Below are 22810 nucleotides of genomic sequence, written 5' to 3' on the forward strand. Positions count from 1 at the left end.
CCCGCGACTATTTGGCTTCGCAAAACCGTTCTCTCGACGAGCTTCTGGTCGCCACCCTCAGGGGGGCGGGAGCGCAAACCCTCAAACGGCTGGAAAAGCTGGGCATTTCGACCGTCAGCGACTTGCTTTTCCATCTGCCGCTGCGTTATGAGGATCGGACGTCCGTCACCGCTATCGGACATCTGAAACCCGGCGGTCATGCGCTGGTGGAAGGCCGGATCGAACTCGCGGAAATCCTCCCAAAGGGCCGTCGCTCGCTGATTGTTCGGATCGGCGACGGCACAGGCTTTCTCGATCTGCGGTTCTTCCATTACACGGCGAAACAGCGCGAGCAGCTAACCCGCGGCAGGCGGCTGAGCTGTTACGGCGAAGTGCGGACGGGTTATGCCGGTCTGGAAATGACCCATCCCGATTACAAACTCATCGACGATACGGAGACCGATGTTCCCGAGCGCGCGCTGACGCCGGTTTATCCCTTGACCGAAGGCATCCATCAGAAAGCCATTCGCCGGCTGGCCGCACAAGCACTGTCCATGGCCGACGAAACCCGGCTTCCCGACTTATTGCCCGAGCCCTTGATCCCTTCGGCGAACCGGTTGCGACTCATGGACGCGCTTCGGCTTCTGCATCAGCCGCCCGCCGGCTACAACGAAACTTCGCCGCAACTCGCCGCCGCCCGTTCGCGCCTCGCCTTCGAAGAGCTGCTTAGCCATCATCTGAGCCTCGGGCGCTTCCGGGCCAAGATGCAGGCTCATCGAGCCCCGGTTATGGCGATCAATCGGGAGGCGGCGGACCGGTTTCTGCGCAGCCTGCCGTTCTCTCTAACCGCCGCCCAAAAGCGCGTGATTGCCGAGATCGAAGCCGATTTATCCGGTAACCGTCCCATGATGCGCTTGGTCCAAGGCGACGTGGGATCGGGCAAGACGGTGGTGGCTGCCCATGCCGCGCTGACCGCGCTGTCGTCCAACTACCAGGTCGGCATCATGGCTCCTACCGAACTTTTGGCCGAGCAGCATTTCCGAAGTTTTCGGCAGTGGCTCGAACCCTTCGGCATACAGATCGCCTTCTTGTCCGGACGCCTCAAGGGCGAAGCCCGGAAAGCCAAGCTCGACGCCATCGGTCGCGGCGCAGCCGGCATCGTCATCGGCACCCACGCCCTATTTCAGGAACAGGTGGCATTTCATCGCCTGGGGATCGTCATCATCGACGAACAGCACCGATTCGGCGTCCATCAACGGCTGGCGCTCCGCGAAAAAGGTCTGCATGATGGCTTGTATCCGCACCAACTCATCATGACCGCCACACCGATTCCGAGAACCTTGGCGATGCTCGGGTATGCCGATCTCGATCTATCGGTCATCGACGAGCGTCCGCCCGGACGGACTCCCGTCAAGACCGTGGTCATTCCGACCAGTCGCCGGGCTGAAATCATCGCCCGCATCACCGACTGGGCGTCCAAAGGAAGACAGGTGTACTGGGTTTGCACGCTGATCGAGGAATCCGAGGCATTGCAATGCGAAGCAGCGGAAAAAACCGCCGTCGTGCTCGCCGAAGCGCTTCCGGATGTTCGCGTCGCGCTGATACACGGGCGTTTGAAACCCGCCGAAAAGGAAGCCGTCATGTCAGCCTTCAAGGAAGGGCATTTCGATTTGCTGGTGGCCACCACCGTCATCGAAGTCGGCGTGGACGTCCCGAACGCCAGCCTGATGATCATCGAGAACGCCGAGCGCTTGGGACTGGCCCAGCTGCACCAATTGCGCGGGAGGGTGGGACGCGGTCCCGGCGAGGCGCATTGCGTCTTGCTGTACCAGCCGCCTCTGTCGGAAACCGCCAAACAACGCTTGGGGATCCTGCGGGACTCCGATGACGGCTTCGTCATCGCCGAAAAAGACCTGGAATTGCGAGGACCGGGAGAACTCCTGGGAACCCGGCAGACCGGCCAGGTCCAGTTCCGCATCGCCGACTTGTCGCGCGACGGACACCTCTTGGATGCCGTTGCTCAAACGGCCGCCATTCTGCTGCGGGATTATCCCGACCGCGCCGAACGCCTTATCCGGCGCTGGGTCGGTCATTCGGTGCAATATGCCGGGGCTTGAATGACTACCCGTACGGGGTATCGACGTTTTTCGAGATGCCATTACATTCTTCCGAAGCGGATACGCCGTGGCGAAACCCCATCTTATCCCCGCCTTGAGGGAAAATCGACCAACGAGATAAGAGCCTATCCAGGCCGTTCGCCCTGAGCCCTTCGACTTAGCTCAGGACAGGCTTGTCGAAGGGTCTGTCCTGAGCCGAGTCGAAGGGTTCTGGGACCTACCGGGATAGGCTCTAAGCACCCTGACGAAACGCTTGCGACGCCAGATACGAATCCGACACACCGGAGATGAAAGCCATGAAACTCAACGCAGAGTCCTTGAGACAAATGAAGTCGGTAAAGCCGATCCCGATGCTGACGGCTTACACCGCCCCCGTAGCCCGCTCTCTCGAAAAAGCGGGGATTCCGGTCATCCTGGTCGGAGACACGGTGGGGATGGTGGAAATGGGCTTCGACAGCACGCGCCATGTCACCATCGAGCACATGCAATACCATATCGGCGCCGTCCGCCGCGGCGCGCCGAATACGCATATCATCGGCGATCTTCCATACAACAGCGATCGCGATCCGGCCACGGCCCTGAATAACGCCAAACTGCTGCTGGACGCCGGCGCCGACAGCATCAAGCTGGAAGGTCCGAAGTACGACGTGATCGCTCATCTCGTTGCCAACGGAATCGACGTGGTCGGCCATACCGGATTGACGCCCCAGACGGCTTCCGACTTCCGACAGGTCGGAGGCAAGAAAAGCGACGCGGAACGCATCTTGAGCGAAGCGATCGACATCGCGGAAGCGGGCGCGTTCTTGGTGGTTCTGGAGCACATACCGGCAACCCTGGCGAAGACCATCACGCAGTCGATCAAGGTGCCCACCGTGGGAATCGGTGCCGGCGCATCGTGCGATGGACAGGTTTTGGTCATTAACGACGCGATCGGCCTGGGGGATTTCTGGCCGCCGTTTTCGAGACAGTACGCTTACGTTGGCAAAGCGATCGTCGATGTTGCCGAGCGATTCATGAAGGAAGTCGACGACGGAACCTTCGTGGACAATGTTCTCCACATGCGCGGTTCAAGGAAGAGATAGAGATAGCGATTTGTCCGACCGAAGCGGCCGCTCCGACCGAACCGCCGGAACAGAGGCGCAGCTAGGCAATTCCTTGCAGATGAATGTATCCGGCCGGTCAGGAAAACTCACGCGCTCTGCTAAAATTCGCGGTTTATTCTCGAGACCGACCATTGACGACACGCAGCCAACTTTTCCGCCGAGCACCGGACTGGTTTCAACTTGGAAGCAGTCAGCGCAGCCAGATCCCCGAAGGGCTCCATCCATGGCTTTTCGAAGCCGGCTCGCTGACCCGCCGGGTTCGCGGCCTTTGCGGCGGCGATTTTCGCCTCCGGGTGCTGCAGCAGGACTGGCTGAGGCCGTTTGCCGACGAATCGAGAGCGCTGAGACTTAGACCTTCGCGGGTCGCGTTGGTACGCGAGGTGGCTCTTCAATGCGGCGAACAGCCCCTGGTCGTGGCGCGCAGCATCATACCGGCAAGTATTCTCCGCGGCGCTCAGCGCCATCTGGCTTCTTTGGGCAACCGCCCGCTGGGAGAGATTCTTTTCTCCGACCCGAACCTGAAGCGGCTGGGGCTGGAATTGGCCGTCGTCGAAAGGGCGAAATGGCTACCGGAACGTTCCAAAGCTCTTGACTTCGCCGAATCGTCCGACCGAATCTGGGGTCGGCGCTCGCTGTACGCCGTCGCGCACGGAAACCTGTTAGTAGCCGAGTTTTTTCTACCTTCTCTGTTGAAGCGAGAAGCAAGCCTATGATCGACCAACCGACCTTCCGGCTGTCCAGCCGTCGTCTCGAGCTTTACTGGCGATTGATGCGTCTGGACAAGCCCATCGGCATCTTCCTTCTGCTTTGGCCGGCCCTGTGGGCGCTATTGATTGCCGGAAACGGCAAACCCGACGTCCTGGTGAGCTTCGTCATCGTCACCGGCGTCGTGCTGATGCGGGCGGCGGGCTGCGTGATCAATGACTACGCCGACCGCGACTTCGACCCCCACGTCAAACGCACCAAATTACGTCCGATCGCCGCCGGACTGGTGACACCCAAGGAAGCGCTTTGGCTGTTCGTCGTGCTGTGCCTGGTATCGTTCGGCCTGGTTCTACTCACCAACCCGCTCACAATCGCGCTGTCGGTCCCCGGCGCTTTTCTCGCCGCGTCCTATCCGTTCATGAAGCGCTACACCTATCTTCCGCAAGCCTATCTGGGACTCGCCTTCGGCTGGGCGGTGCCCATGACTTTCGCGGCCCAGACGGGCGGCATTCCGTGGGTCGGCTGGGAACTTTACTTCGCCACCATCCTGTGGGCCTTGGTTTACGACACGATGTACGCCATGGTGGATCGGGAGGACGATCTCAAGATCGGCGTCAAATCCACCGCCATTCTGTTCGGCGACATGGATCGGGTGCTGATCGGAATGCTTCAGGTCTTCGTGCTGCTGATTCTTTATTCGGTGGGAAGGCAATCCGGGCTTGGAATAGCCTATTTTCTCGGTCTCTTGGTCGCCGCCGGGCTGGCCGCCTACCAACAGTATCTGATCCGGGAGCGCGATCCCGCCGGCTGCTTCAAAGCATTTCTGAACAATCATTGGTTCGGCGCGGCGGTATTTTTCGGGTTGGTAGTCGACTACGTCTCCCGCCTTTAGAGCATTTTCCGATTCGGTGTCAGAGAGCCCGATAGGTAGGTCGGCAATCCCTTCCCAATCGCAAACGGTCGCTTTAGTCGCGACCCTTCCGACAAAATCCTTTGCCGAGCCGATAAGTCGGCAAGGGATTGCCGACCTACGTTCTTCCCGCCCGACACGAAGCCGTACACCGGGATGAAAAACGCTCTAGGATGCCTCCGGAGCACCAGCAAGCTCGCATCGAGCCCTCGTTTCACCCGGACTGTTCAACCGCCAATGCCTTACGAGCGAGATGATAAACGAGCAGAGGCAAAGGCATGCGCAGCCAATGGCCCCGAACATAAAGCATCCACCGGGCAATCCCCGTGAAACGGTCGGCGACTGTGGAATGCTTCGGCCGAAGCGCCCGTAAGAACAGCGCATCCATCAGGCTGAGCAATGGCCGCGCCGGCGATCCCACCGCAGCCTTGGCCTGAATCCGCGGAGGAATTCGCGTCCCCAGTATCTTCTCCGTATAACGAAAAGCGTAAAACAAAGGCCTGGCAAGACCGACCTCCACGGCTCGTTCCATCAGACGCTCCCAAAAGCTGTCGTCAGCGGCTGCGAAGTGCGTAAGCAGGGTATCGATATCGGCGAGGTCTCTAAATCCCGAATCCAGTTCGCCTTCCAAAAAAAGATGAGTAGCACTGTGCAGCACCATATCTTCGGGCGCAAGCACAAACAGCCTGTCATGTCCCGGCAACGGCGCTGCCGCAGCGAGCATTTTTTTCGAATCGGCCCGAATCCTGGAAGTAATCGGTGTAATAGCATGATGTACATCGATAACCGTACCACGCTTAATGTGCTGCATCGGTGGGATTTCGTGCATCCATTGGCGATAGTAGCGCTGGTCATAAGCATCATGATGCGTGCTTATCCAGCCATGCAGCATCAGCGCCGCTTCGACATCGGCCAATCGCTCGCGCGGCACCAGTATGTCGATGTCAGCAAACACACGCCCCCGTGCTGCCGGTAGGCCGGCCATTGCGTAGGCCGCCCCCTTGAGCAGGACGATTGGAGCCTGAGTTCTAGCCAGGGCCTTTCGGATTTGCTCGACCTCGATTTCCACGGCCTGGTTTTGCCGGCGTGCAACCAGGTGCGCAGAGATCAGATGTCTGCGGGGGGCCTCCGGGATTAGATCGAGCAAGCCATGGTCTTCGAGTCGGGCCGCTAACTTGGCGAGTACCTTTGCCGCCCTGCACTGGCGGATAACGATGTCCCAGTCGCCGAGAGAACAATCGATTAGAGTCTCGGTGCGTGTCAGCGCCTTGGCGGCGGCGACATTCATCGGGCCTGACATAGCGGAGGCGCCTTCAAATCAGCAAATATCGAGATGGCATCATCCAGCTTACTATAGGTAAATTCATAACATTCAGCCTGATCGACTGTGCCTATCAAAGCATCAAAGCCTATTGCACCCAGTAAGGTGTAATTAAATGAGTTTTCGGCGAGACGCACGACTGTCCGAGCCTTGGAGTGAGGCCGCAACCGAACGGCAGCATCGCGCTCGTAACGAGGAAAGATGACCCACGCAGGACAAGCCGTTTCGCGAGAACGGAGAATGCTGCCGACCGGCGCTTTCATGTGAGTTACTGTCCCTTTGCGGGTATCTTTTACTACCGGCCCAATCACTGCCGAAGGATTGAAATGGCGGATAATTTCGATCGAATCATTCTTGAGCCCGATCGGGCGGGGAATAGGCGTTATCCGAAGCGTTGCCGGATCGATAAGAGCCAATTCATCGGAAAGCAGCCTCCATCCGCGACTGACCAAAGCGGCGCAGAGTGTACTCTTGCCCGAACCCGGGGGAGCCGCCAAAATTGCCGCACATCCCTCCCGCTCAACGACCGCTGCATGAATCATCAGAAACCGATGGCAATGGTTCGCTATACACCAATTAAGCCCCCATTCGAACATGGGATAAGCTTGCTCGTAAGGCAAAGGCTTAAATGGAACCGTGCCGTCGAATTCAAAGCTGACCTGAGGGCGGAACCAGCGATACGCCGATCGAGGTCGCCGCAACGATACGTGGAAATCTGCAAACGCGCTTGAATCTGGTACCGGGTACTCGCTGTAGTAAAGCTGTAAGCCGGCTAAAACGCTAGGAATATCGGTATAGATTCGGACAACAAACGGAGCAAGTTCTAGAGTTACGCCCTTGTCCGAAAATTGCGCGGACAGGGTCTCGTCGAAGGAGTTAAAAGAGCTCAACTGGCAATTATTTCAATTAGGCCAAGACGCTGAAATTCTTCTAATGTGATGTCAAGAACTCGAATCAACTCCTGTTCGTCGAGATCACCTTTTGCGTTTATTCTGGCAAGAATGGTTGAAGTCTTAAGCGCCTTCTCAGCCTGCAGCATTTCTAGAATCTGAGCACTCAATTTCGGCACTGCGTAAGTGTTACAGCTGGCTGCATCGAATACCACGCATTCGTCCTGCCAAAGCGGCGACATCTTCAGGCGGACCGCCGAACAAAGAGTGACCACGCGTAAGGTCATGAAGATTAAAAGCAGTTTATACCAAACCCATCTAATCCTTAGACAAACCCCATGGTGCTTTGTAGATAAAAAATGATTTCCGTTACTCCCCATTTAACACCATTCGTGGGCTGATACTCCGTTAAAGGACCTTTCGCAAACATCTCTTTTGCTTGATCTACCGAAACTGGATACTTCGAATCGGCATTTGCGTTATAAATCGCCGCAATAATGAATTGGGCGAACTGGGCGGCTTGCGGATCGGGCTGCTTTTCCGGAAACGCCAAAAGTTCCCATACAGACGCAAGCCGAGTTTGATCTACAGTCCCGGCACCGTTTGTTGGTAAAACTGGTATAAAAGTAGTAGTGGCGCCAACATACACATCCACGGTTGTACCAAAACTGGATATCTTTGAAGCGGGAGGATTCGAGTCCGATGAAAAAAATGTGTCAAACGAAGGGACACCGCCCCCGGTACAGCCGATCGGATTTCCACTGCCGTCTTGTATCTGCAGTTGCGGTGCATCCAATCCACCTAGAGGCCATGAACCGAACGAAGCACACATAACCAAATAGGAAGGCGGTTTTCCATTGCAGGAATAAACCGGCTCCTCTGTTTGGGGACTGGTGTTTCCAGATGCATGCCGGGATGGAGTAGCACAAGCATTAGCCAACGGCGAATAACCAGAAAAGCTCATCAGGACAGGCGTGGTCAGACCAATTCTCGTTAAATTGCGCCGCGTTTGATCAATTTCCTTTTGCTGCGTTGATGACCGCAACTCAGACTGGTCTTCATGAAGCATATCTTTAGCCATTGTTAGTGCAAATTTCCGATTGTTAAAAACTCTAATGCAACTTACGCGCCGATCACCCTAATAAATTGATTTCTTGGCAACTTTTGATCGCATGCGCAACAATTTTGGTACATTTGTAAAACTTTCTGACGTTTGCCAAGATTTGGAGCGAAAGTCAATCAAACTTTACTTCCCGGTAATCTAGTTTAACAGCTGAGTATCCGCCACCCGGACATATTTGCAACTTTCGATCAGAAGCGTGCGTTCGCGATTTAGCCAGGCTTGGAGAACAGCCGGTACCAAGATTTTATTCAACAGCGTCCTGCTACCCTATAACTCTCCCGACTTCGACACACAGAACGACCTTGCTTTCACATGTTTACGTAGTTCGGTCCCCCGCCCCCTTCTGGAGGCACCCAGTTGATGTTCTGTGCCGGATCCTTGATGTCGCATACTTTGCAGTGAACGCAGTTCTGCGCGTTGATCTGGAATCGGGCCGGCTGTCCCGGCGCCTCCACGATTTCATAAACCGCCGCCGGGCAATAACGCTGCGCCGGCTCGTCGTACAGTGGCAGATTCCGCTCGATCGGGATGGCCGGATCGGTCAGAACGAGATGGCAGGGCTGGTCTTCCTCGTGATTGGTGTTGGAGAGATAGACCGAGGATAGTCTATCGAAGCTCAGCACGCCGTCGGGCTTCGAATAATCGATCTCACGGCTGTCCGCGGCTCGATCCAACGAGGCGTGATCCGGCAAGCGGTTGTGCAGGGTAAACAGCAGCTTTCCGCGAAAAATATTCTGGTCCATCCAAATGAACGCGCTTCCAACGAGCGTTCCGAATTTCGCGAGCGCGGGACCGAAGTTCCGGCCCCGGAACAGCTCCTGATCGACCCACGATTGGCGATAACGGCCGCCCATATCCGGAATTCCGCCCGTTTCCAGCGCCTCGAACACCGCCTCCGCCGCCAGCATGCCGGTCTTCATGGCGGTATGATTGCCCTTGATCTTCACCGGGTTGAGAAAACCGGCATCGCAACCCGCCATCACGCCGCCCGGAAAAGACAGCTTCGGCACCGACTGCCAGCCGCCCTTGTTCACCGCGCGGGCGCCGTAGCCGATCCGGGTTCCGCCTTCGAGGAACCGGCGCACCACCGGATGGTGCTTCCAACGCTGCATTTCGCTGAAAGGATTCAAATAAGGATTACGGTAATTCAAGGCCACAATCAAACCGAGCGAAACCAATCCGTCCTCGCCGTGGTAAACGAAGCCGCCACCTTCGGTTTCGTTGTCCAAAGGCCAGCCTAAGGTGTGAACGACCCATCCGGGCCGATGACGCGACGGATCGATGCGCCAGATTTCCTTGATGCCGATGCCGTAATGCTGCGGATCGACGTCCCGCCGCAATTCGAAGCGCTCCATCAGCCGCTTGCCCAAATGCCCGCGGCAGCCTTCGGCAAAAATCGTGTAGGGCGCTCGCAGCTCCACGCCCGGCTGATAGTTCGGCTTCTTCGAACCGTCCCTGGCAATGCCCATGTCGCCCGTGACGACGCCGGCTACCGCGCCTTTATCGTCATAAAGCACATCGGCCGCGGCAAATCCGGTGAATATCTCCGCTCCAAGGGCTTCGGCCCGTTCCGCCAGCCATCGGCACAAGCGGCCCAGGCTGATCACGTAATTGCCCTCGTTACGCATCGGCTTCGGCATCAGAAAGCCGGGCGCTTTGAACGAGCGCTTTTCGCTAAGGAGGTAATGCAATTCATCGTGTTCGACGGCCACGGTGACGGGCGCGCCCTGCCCTTTCCAGTCCGGGAAAAGTTCGTTCAGGGCGGTCGGCTCGAACACGGCGCCGGAAATGATGTGGGCGCCGACCTCCGCACCCTTTTCGACGACGCAGACCCGGAGCGACTTTCCGGCTTCATTGGCCAGCTGCATCAATCGGCAGGCGGCGGACAGTCCCGCGGGGCCGGCCCCCACGATGACGACATCGAACTCCAGACTCTCCCGATTCACGATTTATCCTTGGGCAGAGCATCGGCCAATGCCGGCAGCACCTCGAACAAGTCGCCCACCAGGCCGATATCCGCCACTTCGAAGATTGGCGCATCGGGGTCCTTATTGACGGCGACGATGGTCCCCGCATCCTTGATTCCCGCCAGATGCTGTATCGCGCCCGAAATACCGAAGGCGAGATAAAGCTCCGGCGCGATGATCTTGCCGGTCTGCCCCACCTGCAAGTCGTTCGGAACGAATCCGGCATCCACCGCCGCGCGGGAAGCGCTGACCGCCGCGCCCAGCCGATCCGCCAGGGCGTAGATCAAGTCGAAGTTTTCCTTGCTTGCCAGGCCGCGCCCGCCGGACACCACCACGCGGGCCGACTGGAGATCGGGACGCCCGCCGCCGGACGAACCTTCGACCCGGAGAAAACGCGTGTGGGTCGGGCAGTCGAAATCGAGGCTGATTTTTTCCACAGGCGCCGATCCTGTCTCGGCAACCGCCTTGAACGAAGCCGTACGCACGGTCGCGACGACGATGCCCGGCGGCGTTTCGATCGTTTCCAGCGCGTTGCCGGCATAAATCGGCCGCTCGAAGACATTTCGGCCGAGCACCCGCATGATGTCGCTGACTTGCGGAACACCGAGCAGCGCCGCCGCGCGTGGCAGAACATCCTTGCCGAAGGTGGTCGCCGGCGCCAGCACATGGGTGTAGTCCTTGGCCAGCGCGGAAACTTGCGGCGCCAGAACCGCCGCCACTGGGTTACGGTTGGCGGCATGTTCGACCAGCAACACCCGGGTCACGCCATTCAGCCGGGCCGCGGCTTCAGCAGGTTTGTTCTCCGCCTCGGCGAACACCGCCACATCGACCGCCTCAGGTCCGAGAGCCAGCGCGCAGGCCACGGTTCTCGAAGTCGAAAGATTCAAGGTTTCGCCGTCGTGCTCGGCAATAACCAATACCTTGCTCATGACAACAGCCCTCGCTCGCGCAGCGCCGCCACCAGCTCGTCGACCGAAGCCACTTTCCGGCCGGCCTGGCGCTTTGGTGGCGGCGCGACTTTGAGCAGCCTGGCCTCCGGTACGAACTCGACGCCCAGGTCTTCCGGCGTAACCGTTTCGATCGGCAGGCGGCGCGCCTTCATGATATCCGGCAACTTGGGATAACGGGGAATATTGAGGCGAAGATCGGCGGAAATCACCGCGGGAAGGTCGACGGACAGATATTCGAGCCCGGCATCCACCTCGCGGGCGACGGTGGCGGACTTGTCATTCAACTCGATTTTGGAAGCAAAGGTCGCTTGGGGCCAGCCGAGCAGAGCCGCCAGCATCTGCGGAGTCTGGTTGCAGTCGTCGTCGATGGCCTGCTTGCCCATGAGGATCAAATCGGGATTTTCGCGCCGGGCAAGCCCGGCCAGGGCGCGTGCGGCATTGACGGGTTGAGGCGCTGCATCCAGGGGTATATGAATCGCCCGGTCCACACCGAGCGCCAAAGCGCTCCGCAGCTGCTCCTGGACCGCCTGCGGCCCGATCGAAACGGCCACGATTTGCGTCGCCTTGCCGGCCTCCTTAAGGCGAATCGCCTCTTCCAGGGCGATCTCGTCGAAGGGATTCATGCTCATCTTCACCCCATCCAGCATGACGCCCGAGCCGTCCGGCTTCACCTGGATGCGCACGTTGTAATCCACCACGCGCTTTACACTCACCAATACCTTCATGCGCCACCTCGGATCATCGGCGGGAGCGTATTCTTCGTCCCTAAGCCATATAATAACTTTATGACTCGAAAAAGCACTCTCTTCGACATGACGCCTCTCTCCCAAATCAGCTATATCGATTCGCCCAGCCAACTCCAAGATTTCTGCCGTGCCGTCAAGAACTCTTCATGGCTCGCCGTGGACACCGAGTTCCTGCGCGAGAAAACCTACTTTCCCAAATTCTGCCTGCTCCAGATCGCGACCGCCGACAAGGTCGCCTGCATCGATCCGCTCGCGCTCGAATCCTTGGAGCCGGTAGCGGATTTACTGTTCGATCCCGCCATCACCAAGGTTTTTCATGCCGGGCGACAGGATTTGGAAATCTTCTTTCATTTGTGGGGACGTTTGCCGACACCGATCTTCGATACCCAGATCGCGGCTCCCCTGATCGGCTTGCCCGAACAAATCAGCTATGCCGGACTGATTTCGGAACTGCTCGGAATAACCTTGGGCAAAGGACATGCGCGCACCGACTGGTCGCTCCGGCCCCTGGCCGATGCGCAATTGCGCTATGCGGCCGACGACGTCATCCATCTCGGAACCGCTTACCTGAAACTGTGCCAGCGACTGGAAGCCTTGGGCCGCCTGGACTGGCCGGAAGGCGATTTCGGCGCCCTGCTCGATCCGAAGCTTTACGAGAATGCGTCCGATCAAGCCTGGCAGCGTATCAGCGGACATTATCAGCTGAATGCGTCCCAGCTCGCCGTGTTGCAGGCGCTCGCGGCCTGGCGCGAGGACAATGCGCGCCAGCAGGACATTCCACGCAGCTGGCTGGTCAAGGACGAGGTTTTGTTCGATCTCGCACGGCTTCAGCCGACGAATGCCGACAAGTTCAAGCTGATCCGGGGACTGGAGGAACGGACGCTCAAGCGTTACGGCAGCCAATTGTGCCGGATCATCGACGAGGCGAAACATCGTCCGCCGCCGGCGGTTTCTCTCAGGCCGCGGCAGGCCAAAAAGACGCCCGAACAGGAAGCGTTGCTCGACGTATTGACCGCGGTGGTGCGTCTTCGGGCCGCCCAGCACACCCTGAACCCGGCTGTACTCGCGGGCCGCAAGGACCTGGAACAACTGATGGATGACCCGGAGCAATCGAAACTGCTTCAGGGCTGGCGCAAGGCGATGGCCGGGGCGGAACTGGAAGCGCTCCTTCAGGGCGAACGACAACTCAGAGTGATCAACGGCCGTTTACGGATGGAACCGCATGGATGACGCCCGCTATCCCGAACTGATCTCGGCGCTGCGGAATCCCGCCGCCTACGATCATCCCACGAACGCCATCGAAATCCGGGAGACCCATATCTCCTGGGTTTTGCTGACCGCTCCACACGCCTACAAAATCAAAAAGCCGGTGGATTTCGGCTTCCTCGACTTCACCACCCTGGACAAGCGCCGCCGGTTTTGCGAAGAGGAACTCCGCCTCAATCGCCGGCTCGCCCCGGACTTGTATCTGGTCGTCGTCCCCATCGCCGGAGATCCCCAAAACCCGCGAATCGGCGGCAGCGGCGCCCCCATCGAGTTCGCCATCAAGATGCGCCGCTTCGACGAAGCGGCACTATTCGATCGTCTGTGTCAGGACGATCGCCTGTCGGCCGAACACATGGACAAACTGGCCGAGACGCTGGCCCGATTCCACGCAAGCGTAAATCGCAGCACCATCGAAGACGCCCACGGACTCCCGGAACACATCTACGACGCCGCCGAACATAATTTCACCCACATCGAGCCCTTGCAGGACGATCCGGTCGACGTCGCCAAGCTGGAAGCCGTGCGCGCCTGGACGTCCGAGGCGTATTCGCGCTGCCGGGAGACCATGCTCGCCCGAAAAGCCGCCGGCTTCGTTCGCGAATGCCACGGCGACCTCCACCTCGGCAATATCGTGCTCATCGGCGACGAGCCCACGCCGTTCGACTGCATCGAATTCAGCGAAGACTTGCGCTGGATCGATGTGATGAGTGAGCTGGCCTTTCTGGTCATGGATCTGGAAGTCAAAGGCAAGCGGGATTTGGCTTTCCGGCTTCTAAACCGCTACCTGGAAGTTACCGGAGACTACCGTGGTCTCTCGCTCTTCCATTATTACCGCGTCTACCGCGCCATGGTTCGGGCCAAGATCGCCCAACTGACCCGCGCCTCTACCGGCGACACCGCGAAGCAGCAGGAGTTATTGGACCTGTACCGGCGCTATCTCGATTACGCATCCGGCCTCATCCGGCCTCAAAAACCGGCATTGCTCATCACCCACGGTTTTTCCGGCAGCGGCAAATCCCACATCGCGGGCCAAATCGCCGAACGCCTCCCGGCCATACGCCTGCGCTCCGACCTGGAACGAAAACGCCTGGCCGGCTTCGCTGAACACGCCAGCACCGCATCGACCCTCGACGCCGGCATCTACACCGCGGACATGACGCGCAGAACCTATAGCTATCTGCTGGATACCGCCGAAGAGATCCTGAAATCCGGCCTCTCCGTCATCGTCGACGCCACGTTCCTAAAACACGAGCAGCGTGAAAGCCAACGAATACTGGCCGAACGGCTCGGCGCATCATTCCTGATCCTCGACTGCCAGGCACCGATAGCTACCTTAAAAAGCCGCATCGAATCCCGCGCCCTGCTGGGCCGCGACCCCTCTGAAGCCGATCTGTCGGTACTAGACCGTCAGCTTGCGGCGCATGATGAATTAACCGAAGAAGAGCAGCGCGATGCGCTGATGATCGAGACCAGCGGAGCGGTTTCTGTTGACGAACTCGTTAAGAAGATTGGCCTGAGTACTAGTTGATCTGCCAGTTAAGGTCTTTTTGGCGAAACGGGATAATTCGATTGAAAGCGAAAGATAAAAGCCTGACTGTGTCACCCGATATCCTCATTGCCCCTGTCACCCCAACAAAGAAGGGTGCATTTGCTATTCTGTTTCGGGGATTCTTGAACGGCTTAATGACTTCAGTTGCAAGTTTTTCGCCAGTCTCATTCAGATTTATTCGTCTGAGTAGGTGTAAGGTTTTACGAGATTTGAGGTGTCTATTTCTGGCTCGGCAGATGGAGATAAATGGTGAAACAAGATATTTTCGCACGAATTGCTGAGTCTCTACGTCAGTACCGAAGGGCTGAGCTGAGGGATTTTCAGAAGGATCTGGGCAATGACCCGGTTGACGCCCTCTATGTTGATCCTCTTCCTGGCGACGCCGTGCTACGGTCTGTGTTGTCTAGCAATACCACGTTTCTGCTGGGGCGAAAAGGCACAGGGAAAAGCACGATTTTCGCAAAGGCTCAAGCGCAGTATCGAAACTCACGAGATGTTTTATCTGTATACGTTGATGTCAAAGCCCTATATGAACTCCTTTCACCGGAGGAGATTCCTACGGCTTTCTCAGTCCATGACATAGACCAGGGCATTTGTCGCGCACACCTTCTGCGAAAAGTATTCCTAGGCGCGGTCATATCCGAACTAATTAAAGAGATTGAAAAAACATGCAGCAAAATGACCTTTCTGGAAGTCTTTCGCGGCGTCCGACGTTCATACAAAGACCTTCAGGCATCCTTGAGCCAATTGGCTGAGGAAGTCAAGGAAACTAAGCTCGAAAGTCACGAAATCCCAATCCTTCAGAAAATTTCACGGCAATGGCGGTCGCAGCGCAAGAAAGAACAAGGTGGCGACGCAAAGATTGAAGCAGGGGGAGATGTGTCGACTACTGGTGCCAAGTTCATGGCATCGGCTACGCTGTCAGACTTTGACAAAACGCTGGAGGACGCCGAAGTCTACAAGGAGTACTCCGAGGTCATTCTCCAAGCTTATCCTTTCTTAGCGTTGCTAAACGAGATCAAGGATCTCTTGGAGGAGGCGCGAATGGCTCGGATTGTTGTCTTCTTTGATGACTTCTCTGAGCTCAATTTTCTAGACCAAAAACTTTTTGTAGATGTTGTACTCGCCCCACTAAATAATGCCAGTAACGAATCCGTCAAACTTAAGATTGCAGGATATCCGGGTCGGGTGTATTACGGCAAAATCGACCCCAGTAAAGTAGATACCGTCTGTATAGACTTCTGCTCGCTCTATGAGGCAACAGAAGTCCAAGAGATGGAAGCGGCGGCAATCGATTATGCGACACGCCTTATGAAGACGAGGTTCTATGCATTCGGCGAAGATGTAGCAGGCTACTTCGACCCCTCTACACCCTTCTCGGAACATATGAAACTCATGTTTCAGGTGTCCTTTAATGTTCCACGGCTTATGGGTGCCCTGTTACATACATGCTATTTGGACCGTATTTCCAAGGGGCAACCAATTACCCAGGCAGCCGTTCGGCTCGCTGCTAAAAAATATTTCGAGTCAACCATTTCACAATACTTTGACCGAATGCTCCGCTATGCCCTCGAACCGTTCGAGAACAAACTGGATCGACACAACCAGAAGGAACTCCTGGACTGCGTTATTGGCGAATCCCGGCGTGTGAGAAAGCAGATACAGGATGGCAGCATTGGTGGCTCGTACTTCAAGGAGCTAAGCAATCCACCAACCAGCCACTTTGTTATTCAACCTAGTCTTGAGCCGCTCTTCCGCTCTCTAGAAGCAAATTTCTTTGTGTCCAAGTATAAAGATACACGAGACAAGAACGGAGCCCCCGTTGTCGTTTATGCACTGTACTATGGCATTACTGAAACGCACCGAATGTCTTGGGGATACCCGCCTGGTCGTGACTTTCGCAACTATTTCGTCCAGCGGTGCTTTGACTTCAGTAGAGCAATTCAGGAGTTTCTTGCAAAAAAACAGACAATTCGATGTGATCAGTGTGGCGCCTGTTTTCCTATGGAAAAACAGGATAGTTTTGAACTATTCAAATGGCGTTGCCCTGAATGTAAGGATGGCACTTGTGCGGTCGTGATTCTGGCCCAGGATTTTCAGGAGGAATATAACCAATTGAAAGAGGATGTAATGCTCGAATCCGTTGAATTGGATATCCTCAGCACGCTCCATAATGAAGCAAATCAGATGCGCGCGGGTGAGATTTCGGCGCTCCTTGACACAACTTATCAACTTGTTGGCCGACGCACCTCAAAGATGCAGGAAATGGGGCTAGTGAAGAAGGAGCGTAGTGCAGCCGATGGACATATGCGTAGCGCCATTTCCGAACGCGCGATAGCCACATACTTTTCTTCCTAAGGAGAATGCCGAATAGTGGTTTCACCCACCTAATCGCTTTTCTACGAGCATGATGTCCCGATAGTTTAGGCCCATAGGATGTGCTGAGGCACGAAGCGCATCAATCGCGAGCGATGCGCCTCCCTCCGTCGGCACATCCTATAAGGTTTACCATTATGGCTAAATAACGCAGAAGGATCAGGCTTTTGTTGTTTACTTTCGATTCCAACACGCCCCGACTATTCCACCCCGTATCCCCCGACGGTTCGCAATCCCAGGTGCTCGACAAACGGAATGAAGTCCCGATCGGAAAACAGCTGGGCGTGTCCCTTTTCGATGCGGAATGTAGCGATGATGACGTCGGCGGTTTTGCGGGTGGTGATGCCCCGTTTTCTGAGTGCCCGATAATTCTCCACGTTTTTGTGCGCCTGTCCGGTGCCGAGCAAGTCATAAACGGTTAGCGACATCAGCAACCGTTTAGCCGTTCGGAAATGCCATCCTGGCGAAATCCTTGCAAGACCTCGGTTGGATCAAGTCGCCGATCGCCAGCGGTTCCACGCCGAGCAGTTCGTCGAGTATGGCAGTTTGGGGCGTGTCGATGCCGTTGAAGGAGGGCACACCGGGGTCAGATCTCACATTCCAACATTTCAGCACTATGGGATGGTCGGACACCGACTTCAGGGGCGCTATAAGGCGATATTGGTTCAGAAGGACACCTACTTGATACGGGTTGGCTGCTCAGCCAGTTTGGGCGGGAACGCAAGAGCGCGATCAAGTCCTGCCGTCGATTCGTAATGGACGGCAGAGGGCTGCCCAGTCCACTGGATCAGACCCACCATCAATTGCTATTGGGCGATAATGCGTTCGTCGAGCGATACCGGCAGAACAAAAGCCCGAAGAACTCCGGGCTCCAAAGCGCATCGGCGGTTTATCGCCCTGCCCCTTGACGACTATCGGCAACGCTATCCGGACAGGAATGAGGCATTGGCGCGGGCCTATCTATCCGGCGCTTACACTATGTCGGAGATCGGCACTCATCCAGGCGTTCACTGTAGGAAGCTCTGAACAAGTGGATTCCGTTCATGCCTTTCGACTTAGCTCAGGACAGGCCTGTCGACGGACTTAATCAGAGCTTCCTTAACTGGATTCAGGAGAAAACCGGTATCGATGCGGCCAGCGAGGTCCACTCCTCTCGGGGGCTCCTCGTTCACGTCTTCGGTCGCCTAGCGGCCGCCATCTTCTTATTGAACGTCTTACCGCAAAGCGCTTAATTTGCATTAAAGCGCGACCCGCCGGGACGCAGGCCGTTTACAGGTATTGCTTTACATTCGGCTCCGGCGCTTTGCTCAGGTTCTGTTGTCCGGTGCGCCGCTTAGCTAGACGTTGGGCATCTTGCAGCGGTGTCCTCGCGCCATTGACATTATGTAGCCGAGCGGCTACGGTTAGCCCATGATCGAAATCCGCAAGACAGACGTCTTCGCTCAGTGGCTCGATGGCCTGCGAAACATCCAAGCGAGAGCGCGTGTTCAAGCCAGAATTGAACGGCTCGCCGCCGGTAACTCTGGCGACGTTGAGCCCGTCGGCGAAGGTGTGTCGGAGTTGCGGATTAACTACGGTCCCGGTTACCGGGTCTATTTCAAAAAGCGGGGGCGAGAGCTCATCATTCTCTTGGCCGGTGGTGATAAGAGCACCCAAGCCAAGGACATCAAGGCCGCATTGCGTCTCGCTCGTAATCTTTCGGAGTAATTGCTATGGCCAAGACTACTACCACTCGCTATGACGTTGCTGAACACCTCAGAACCCCAGAGGAAATGGCCGCCTACCTTGAAGCTTGTCTGCAAGAAGCGAACGGAGACGCCGCCTTCATCGCAAAGGCCCTTGGCGACATCGCCCGTGCCAAAGGTATGGCGCAAGTTGCTCGGGATGCGGGACTTTCTCGGGAAAGCCTCTACAAGGCTCTCTCCGGCGAACGTAGCCCAGGTTTCGATACCATCCTCAAGGTCATTAGCGCCCTCGGGCTTAAGCTCCATGCCGAAGCCAACCATAGTTGAAAAGGTATCCAACCCATCGTTCGGGCAGTGAAAGGGTCAGGCTTTTGTTATTTGCTTCCGACTTCAATACGCCCCAGCTATTCGACCCCGTATCTCCCGACCGTTCGCAATCCCAAGTGCTCGACAAACGGAATGAAATCGCGATCGGAAAACAGCAGGGCGTGTCCGTTTATCTATGCAAAATGTAGCGATGATGACGTCGGCGGTTTTGCGAATGGTGATGCCCCGTTTTTTGAGTACCTGTTCGGTGCCGAGCAACTCATAGACGGTTAGCGACATCAGCAGCCGCTTAGCCGTTCGGAAATCGCCATCTTTGCGGAAGCCCTGCAAGACCTCGGTTAGAATCAAGCCGCCGATGGCCAGCGGTTCCACGCGAGCAGTTCGTCGAGTATGGCGGTTTGGGGCGTGTCGCTGCCGTTGAAATAATCGATCCAGACGCTGGAATCGACCACGATCACCCGTCGGTTCTCATAGCGTCAAGGTCGCCTTCCCATTTGAGCTTTCCTTTGAACGCTTTGATCTGTTCCTGTTTTTCAAGCGGACGAGTGTCTTGAATCCAAGCTCTACCACCTCCCGTTTGGTTTTAAAGGCCGGTGGATTTCAGAGCTTCGTTCATTAGCTCGTCATCGATGACGATATTGGTTCGCATGCCTGATTCCGATGTGTGTCAAATATGGTCATTTTACACATTTCAAAGCTGCCCAATTCGGCAGGCAAGCCAAAGATGTGGGATAGGCATCTATCGCGGTCAGTCTTCACATTCCAACATTTAAAGAACCGTTCTCGTCGGGATCACCGTCTAGACCATTTTCATACCTGCTGTACGGGCACTCGCGAGTAGGTCGGGAATCCTTTCCAATCGCAAACGGTCGCTTTAGTCGCGACCCTTCCAATCGCAAACGGCCGTCCTGGGAGCGCCAGGACGCCCCTTCCAATCGCAAACGGCCGTCCTGGGATGACCGTTTGCGATTGGAGCGCCGAAGCCGCCCTTCCCGACGGTGCACAGTTGGGCCAACGTTTTCGTCGGCAAAGGATTGCCGACCTACAAATGCTGAGCCCGTTGAAATCACCGTCTATCGCCTGCCAAGGCCAGCCTTGATATCTATCCCGAGAGAGAAGGCACTCGGCGCGTCAGCCGTATAGTCGGGCGTGATCGGCACGATGGTGATGTACCCTCGCGTATACCACGTGGTGTCGGCGCCGGGCACCTCGGGCGTTTCGTCGGGGACAATCTTCGTGATCCCGCCCCGGAGCGTGGTTCCGACCGGTACATCGGCGCAGGGCTCACGACAGCCGATGTTGATGGTGACCGTATCGGCGCCATAGCTCACCACCAGATCGTCCGCAAAGGTGACCGTGCGACCCTGCCGTGTAACGACGACGCCGGCGGGCTCGGGTAACGGCGGGTAGTTGATGTTGAGACCTATCCCCCGTGGCAGCAGGCCCTTTTCGCCCTCCAGAGAGCCGGCCTTGCGTTCGAGGCGGGCAATGACGGCAACGAGAAAGTCCGCCACCTGCGCGAAATGGGCCTCGTTCGCTGTCTTGCAATCCGGTGTGGACTCGCCGCACAACGGATCGGTGCTGATCGCGATGGCGGGGACAGCGCCGTTGAGCATGGGGGATAGCGCGGCAATGGCGGCACCGACCGTACCCGAAAACTGGGTGGCGGCGCCGATATTGGCGCCCACGTTGATGCCGGACACCAGCAAGTCGGGCAACCGGCCGGTGCTTTGCCGGGCGATGTCGATGGCAACGAGCGCGCTGGTCGCCGGTTCGGCTCCTTCCGTCCCGTCGCCGATCGCAACGGAATACTCGAGCGCGCCCTCGTCGTCGCGTCGCTTGGTAATCCGGAGGTCAGTCAGGTTGATCGCCGCACTGCTGCCGCTTTGCTCATTGAGCGGGCCGGCGAGGATCACGGTGTGACCGGCGGCCGCCAGCGCCCGCTTGGCGGCTTGGATCCCGATAGCATCCCAGCCGTCGTCGTCGCTGAGGGCGATCGTGAGTGCCCGGACGCCGGGCGAGGATACGAGCAACAAGGCGGCGAGTGCCGCGGCGACGATGCCTCGGTGCTTGAGGAAGCTCTGATCAAGTGGATTCCGTTCGTGGCTCGACAAGCCTGTCCTGAGCCTGTCGAAGGACTTAATCAGAGCTTCCTTGAGGTCGTTGGGACGCATGGTTTACCTCCGTGTATGGGCATCTTGCAGCCACAAGCGTCCACGGGGCCTTTCTGCGTTTCCGCGGGCGCTCGCAGCGGCACACTTCCTCAGCGGCTCGACGGCCGCGCCTTGCCATCGAAGATGATGACCAATGGCGTCAGCGTCTGCCTGGAATCGGCGCCGCGGGCCGTACCCGGAACAACGTAGTTCCGCTCGATGAACGCGACTGTCTCGCCTTTCGGAATCATCTCCTCCGTGATTTCAAAGCAGTGGGAGAGCCCCGAGCAGTCGCGCGCGAAGTACTGGACGTAAAACCGGTCGGTGTTGTCGACCGTTCCAGAAAACGCCGACGCGCTCCCCGCGAGATCTTCGTCGAAAACGTTCCCGATGCCCTGGAGAACCGACGAACGATTGAGTGCGATGGCCGAGTACGTCGCGTTTCCCGTAGCCGTTTTGAGAGTCCCCACGACGGCCAGCACCTGGCCCGAATCGATGCTCGAACGAGGACTGAGCCGCCAGTCTTCGTCCTGGTTATCGCCGAGGCAGTTCATGGGGCGTTCGAGGCAGTGTTGCCCGATGAGATCCACGGTCAGTTCCAGAGCCTGGAACGGCTGTTCGGGAGCGGAAGTCTGCCCCCAGTGCTTCTTGACCGCCTCGATCAGAGCCGCGAATTCACTTTGGAGCCCCAGCTCGGAGCGGGCGGTCCGCTCATCGTAATCGGGTTTGGGATAGGGTTCGGTCGGACGCGCCGTGTTCGTGTCCCTCACCCGGAGCACGGCCAGGGGAAGCTGCCGACGCCACTCATCACCCGCCTCCTCGTCCTCCGGACGCGTATAGCGGATCGTGATCCACAGGTCGTCCGCCTCGGGCCCGAGCCCTGCTCGGAAAATCTCCGTTGACACGGGGGTAGTAAACACCTGATTGCGATCGGGGACGCCCGCCCGCAGGAGCGCCTCGGTCACTTCCCGCTCCATCACCGCGTCCGGCGTGACGATGAAGAAGCGCTGCTGGTTAAAGGCCGCGCCGGACTGCCGCTCGATGACGACGTTATTAATGCTGTTGCCGAAGGTCGCGGACATCACCGAGCGGGAAGGGTTCGGCGACGGGGCGAAGAGCAGTTCCCCCAGGAAGGGGTCCGTGACCGACTGGAAGACTATATTCGCGGGGTCGATGCGCCCTTCGCGCGTGAAAACGTAGGTGTGCATCCCGAAGTATTTCGCGGGCGGCGGAAGCTGCGCCAGCACGACCAGCGCCTCGCGCTCATCGAGGCGGTATGTCCACCAGGTGTCGTCCGGCGTCGGCCCGAGCAGATCCTTGATGTGTTCGTCCACGAACTCGTCCGGCCAGAGCGGAACGGCGGGAATAACGTACGGTGACGCCGGATTGTTCCCGAGGCAGTTTCCAATCACGGCGATCGTGAACTGGCAATCCTCGATCGTGAACAGGTCCCAGAAGCCGCGTGTGACCTCGTAGCCTTTCGCCTCGAGGTCGGCTTGAAGATTCTGGACCTTCCGCTCCAGCGACTCGGGGAGCTGATTGTCGTTGCTCGAACCGTTGTTCCAGCCGTTCGCCGCGGACGCAAATCCGATCATCGCCGCGAGCGTGAAGTAAAGCGTGTGGGTTCTCATAAGTCCTCCTGA

At 57.5% G+C, this 22810-nt stretch carries 21 protein-coding genes; 9 read left to right on the top strand and 12 right to left on the bottom strand.

The annotated features are described in order from the left end of the window. Nucleotides 1–11 precede the first annotated feature (11 nt). The 4 genes from recG to ubiA all read left to right on the top strand — a co-directional run bounded on the left by recG (nucleotide 12) and on the right by ubiA (nucleotide 4796). A complete protein-coding gene (gene recG / locus ACR2R1_RS08830; protein ID WP_434113659.1) occupies nucleotides 12–2096 on the top strand; it encodes an ATP-dependent DNA helicase RecG in 2085 nt (694 codons plus the stop codon). Nucleotides 2097–2392: 296 nt separating this feature from the next. Beyond that, nucleotides 2393–3178 carry a 3-methyl-2-oxobutanoate hydroxymethyltransferase gene (panB, locus tag ACR2R1_RS08835; protein ID WP_077728843.1) on the top strand — a complete coding sequence of 262 codons (786 nt, stop codon included), beginning with the start codon at nucleotides 2393–2395 and terminating at the stop codon, nucleotides 3176–3178. A gap of 152 nt (nucleotides 3179–3330) precedes the next feature. Further along, entirely contained in the window at nucleotides 3331–3912 is a 582-nt protein-coding gene (locus ACR2R1_RS08840) for a chorismate--pyruvate lyase family protein (RefSeq protein ID WP_240502407.1), read from the top strand. Further along, on the top strand, nucleotides 3909–4796 hold the full coding sequence (gene ubiA / locus ACR2R1_RS08845) for a 4-hydroxybenzoate octaprenyltransferase (protein WP_077728841.1): 888 nt from the start codon (nucleotides 3909–3911) through the stop codon (nucleotides 4794–4796). Before ACR2R1_RS08840 ends, ubiA begins: the two co-directional genes overlap by 4 nt. Before the next feature lie 232 nt (nucleotides 4797–5028). Here the strand turns inward: ubiA and ACR2R1_RS08850 are convergent, their stop codons facing one another. From ACR2R1_RS08850 to ACR2R1_RS08880, 7 genes are all read right to left on the bottom strand, one after another. Further along, nucleotides 5029–6114 carry a nucleotidyltransferase domain-containing protein gene (locus ACR2R1_RS08850; protein WP_434113664.1) on the bottom strand — a complete coding sequence of 362 codons (1086 nt, stop codon included), beginning with the start codon at nucleotides 6112–6114 and terminating at the stop codon, nucleotides 5029–5031. Continuing rightward, nucleotides 6099–7025, bottom strand: a complete 927-nt coding sequence (locus ACR2R1_RS08855; RefSeq protein ID WP_434113667.1) for an HprK-related kinase A — start codon at nucleotides 7023–7025, stop codon at nucleotides 6099–6101. The genes ACR2R1_RS08850 and ACR2R1_RS08855 overlap by 16 nt, the downstream gene beginning before the upstream one ends. Further along, entirely contained in the window at nucleotides 7022–7312 is a 291-nt protein-coding gene (locus ACR2R1_RS08860) for an HPr-rel-A system PqqD family peptide chaperone (protein ID WP_168183832.1), read from the bottom strand. The genes ACR2R1_RS08855 and ACR2R1_RS08860 overlap by 4 nt, the downstream gene beginning before the upstream one ends. 38 nt (nucleotides 7313–7350) lie before the next feature. Then, the gene (locus tag ACR2R1_RS08865) at nucleotides 7351–8106 is read right to left on the bottom strand and encodes a hypothetical protein (RefSeq protein ID WP_434113670.1); all 756 of its coding nucleotides are present in this window, start codon (nucleotides 8104–8106) and stop codon (nucleotides 7351–7353) included. A 350-nt stretch (nucleotides 8107–8456) separates the two neighbouring features. Continuing rightward, nucleotides 8457–10094, bottom strand: coding sequence for an electron transfer flavoprotein-ubiquinone oxidoreductase (locus tag ACR2R1_RS08870; protein ID WP_434113672.1), 1638 nt, complete (start codon nucleotides 10092–10094; stop codon nucleotides 8457–8459). Next, a complete protein-coding gene (locus tag ACR2R1_RS08875) occupies nucleotides 10091–11044 on the bottom strand; it encodes an electron transfer flavoprotein subunit alpha/FixB family protein (RefSeq protein ID WP_434113675.1) in 954 nt (317 codons plus the stop codon). Before ACR2R1_RS08875 ends, ACR2R1_RS08870 begins: the two co-directional genes overlap by 4 nt. Continuing rightward, nucleotides 11041–11790 carry an electron transfer flavoprotein subunit beta/FixA family protein gene (locus ACR2R1_RS08880; protein WP_210024149.1) on the bottom strand — a complete coding sequence of 250 codons (750 nt, stop codon included), beginning with the start codon at nucleotides 11788–11790 and terminating at the stop codon, nucleotides 11041–11043. The genes ACR2R1_RS08875 and ACR2R1_RS08880 overlap by 4 nt, the downstream gene beginning before the upstream one ends. 60 nt (nucleotides 11791–11850) lie before the next feature. Between ACR2R1_RS08880 and rnd the strand changes: the two genes are divergently transcribed. From rnd to ACR2R1_RS08895, 3 genes are all read left to right on the top strand, one after another. After that, nucleotides 11851–13041 (top strand): ribonuclease D, encoded by a 1191-nt coding sequence (gene rnd, locus ACR2R1_RS08885; protein WP_434113678.1) that lies wholly within the window; start codon nucleotides 11851–11853, stop codon nucleotides 13039–13041. Then, nucleotides 13034–14605: an AAA family ATPase gene (locus tag ACR2R1_RS08890; protein WP_434113681.1), complete on the top strand. Its 1572-nt coding sequence runs from the start codon at nucleotides 13034–13036 to the stop codon at nucleotides 14603–14605. The genes rnd and ACR2R1_RS08890 overlap by 8 nt, the downstream gene beginning before the upstream one ends. 267 nt (nucleotides 14606–14872) lie before the next feature. Then, complete coding sequence (locus ACR2R1_RS08895; RefSeq protein ID WP_434113684.1) at nucleotides 14873–16984, top strand: hypothetical protein; 2112 nt, start codon at nucleotides 14873–14875, stop codon at nucleotides 16982–16984. Between the two features lie 218 nt (nucleotides 16985–17202). On the opposite strand, the gene ACR2R1_RS08900 is transcribed toward ACR2R1_RS08895, so the two are convergent. Then, nucleotides 17203–17430: a hypothetical protein gene (locus ACR2R1_RS08900; RefSeq protein WP_434113687.1), complete on the bottom strand. Its 228-nt coding sequence runs from the start codon at nucleotides 17428–17430 to the stop codon at nucleotides 17203–17205. A gap of 10 nt (nucleotides 17431–17440) precedes the next feature. Then, a complete protein-coding gene (locus ACR2R1_RS08905; RefSeq protein ID WP_240506981.1) occupies nucleotides 17441–17599 on the bottom strand; it encodes a hypothetical protein in 159 nt (52 codons plus the stop codon). Between the two features lie 813 nt (nucleotides 17600–18412). On the opposite strand from ACR2R1_RS08905, the gene ACR2R1_RS08910 reads away from it, so the two are divergent. Both ACR2R1_RS08910 and ACR2R1_RS08915 read left to right on the top strand, forming a co-directional pair. Continuing rightward, nucleotides 18413–18709 (top strand): type II toxin-antitoxin system RelE/ParE family toxin, encoded by a 297-nt coding sequence (locus ACR2R1_RS08910; protein WP_434113691.1) that lies wholly within the window; start codon nucleotides 18413–18415, stop codon nucleotides 18707–18709. 5 nt (nucleotides 18710–18714) lie between these two features. After that, nucleotides 18715–19014, top strand: coding sequence for an addiction module antidote protein (locus ACR2R1_RS08915; RefSeq protein WP_077728825.1), 300 nt, complete (start codon nucleotides 18715–18717; stop codon nucleotides 19012–19014). 583 nt (nucleotides 19015–19597) lie between these two features. Here the strand turns inward: ACR2R1_RS08915 and ACR2R1_RS08920 are convergent. The 3 genes from ACR2R1_RS08920 to ACR2R1_RS08930 all read right to left on the bottom strand — a co-directional run bounded on the left by ACR2R1_RS08920 (nucleotide 19598) and on the right by ACR2R1_RS08930 (nucleotide 22798). Next, nucleotides 19598–19663 carry a type II toxin-antitoxin system VapB family antitoxin gene (locus ACR2R1_RS08920; protein WP_240502414.1) on the bottom strand — a complete coding sequence of 22 codons (66 nt, stop codon included), beginning with the start codon at nucleotides 19661–19663 and terminating at the stop codon, nucleotides 19598–19600. A gap of 424 nt (nucleotides 19664–20087) precedes the next feature. Next, nucleotides 20088–21188: a 5'/3'-nucleotidase SurE gene (gene surE / locus ACR2R1_RS08925; protein WP_086134346.1), complete on the bottom strand. Its 1101-nt coding sequence runs from the start codon at nucleotides 21186–21188 to the stop codon at nucleotides 20088–20090. 89 nt (nucleotides 21189–21277) lie between these two features. After that, nucleotides 21278–22798, bottom strand: coding sequence for a hypothetical protein (locus tag ACR2R1_RS08930; RefSeq protein WP_086134345.1), 1521 nt, complete (start codon nucleotides 22796–22798; stop codon nucleotides 21278–21280). Nucleotides 22799–22810: the final 12 nt, after the last annotated feature.

This window comes from Methylocaldum sp. GT1TLB (assembly GCF_051027445.1).
Classification (GTDB): Bacteria; Pseudomonadota; Gammaproteobacteria; order Methylococcales; family Methylococcaceae; genus Methylocaldum.

Coding starts and splice junctions, on each gene's coding strand:
- ACR2R1_RS08930 (WP_086134345.1), bottom strand. CDS start 22,798: ATGAGAACCCACACGCTTTACTTCACGCTCGCGGCGATGATCGGATTT.
- surE (WP_086134346.1), bottom strand. CDS start 21,188: ATGCGTCCCAACGACCTCAAGGAAGCTCTGATTAAGTCCTTCGACAGG.
- ACR2R1_RS08860 (WP_168183832.1), bottom strand. CDS start 7,312: ATGACCTTACGCGTGGTCACTCTTTGTTCGGCGGTCCGCCTGAAGATG.
- ACR2R1_RS08850 (WP_434113664.1), bottom strand. CDS start 6,114: ATGTCAGGCCCGATGAATGTCGCCGCCGCCAAGGCGCTGACACGCACC.
- rnd (WP_434113678.1), top strand. CDS start 11,851: ATGACTCGAAAAAGCACTCTCTTCGACATGACGCCTCTCTCCCAAATC.
- ACR2R1_RS08915 (WP_077728825.1), top strand. CDS start 18,715: ATGGCCAAGACTACTACCACTCGCTATGACGTTGCTGAACACCTCAGA.
- ACR2R1_RS08865 (WP_434113670.1), bottom strand. CDS start 8,106: ATGGCTAAAGATATGCTTCATGAAGACCAGTCTGAGTTGCGGTCATCA.
- ACR2R1_RS08875 (WP_434113675.1), bottom strand. CDS start 11,044: ATGAGCAAGGTATTGGTTATTGCCGAGCACGACGGCGAAACCTTGAAT.
- ACR2R1_RS08880 (WP_210024149.1), bottom strand. CDS start 11,790: ATGAAGGTATTGGTGAGTGTAAAGCGCGTGGTGGATTACAACGTGCGC.
- ACR2R1_RS08890 (WP_434113681.1), top strand. CDS start 13,034: ATGGATGACGCCCGCTATCCCGAACTGATCTCGGCGCTGCGGAATCCC.
- ubiA (WP_077728841.1), top strand. CDS start 3,909: ATGATCGACCAACCGACCTTCCGGCTGTCCAGCCGTCGTCTCGAGCTT.
- ACR2R1_RS08895 (WP_434113684.1), top strand. CDS start 14,873: ATGGTGAAACAAGATATTTTCGCACGAATTGCTGAGTCTCTACGTCAG.
- ACR2R1_RS08900 (WP_434113687.1), bottom strand. CDS start 17,430: ATGTCGCTAACCGTTTATGACTTGCTCGGCACCGGACAGGCGCACAAA.
- ACR2R1_RS08910 (WP_434113691.1), top strand. CDS start 18,413: ATGATCGAAATCCGCAAGACAGACGTCTTCGCTCAGTGGCTCGATGGC.
- panB (WP_077728843.1), top strand. CDS start 2,393: ATGAAACTCAACGCAGAGTCCTTGAGACAAATGAAGTCGGTAAAGCCG.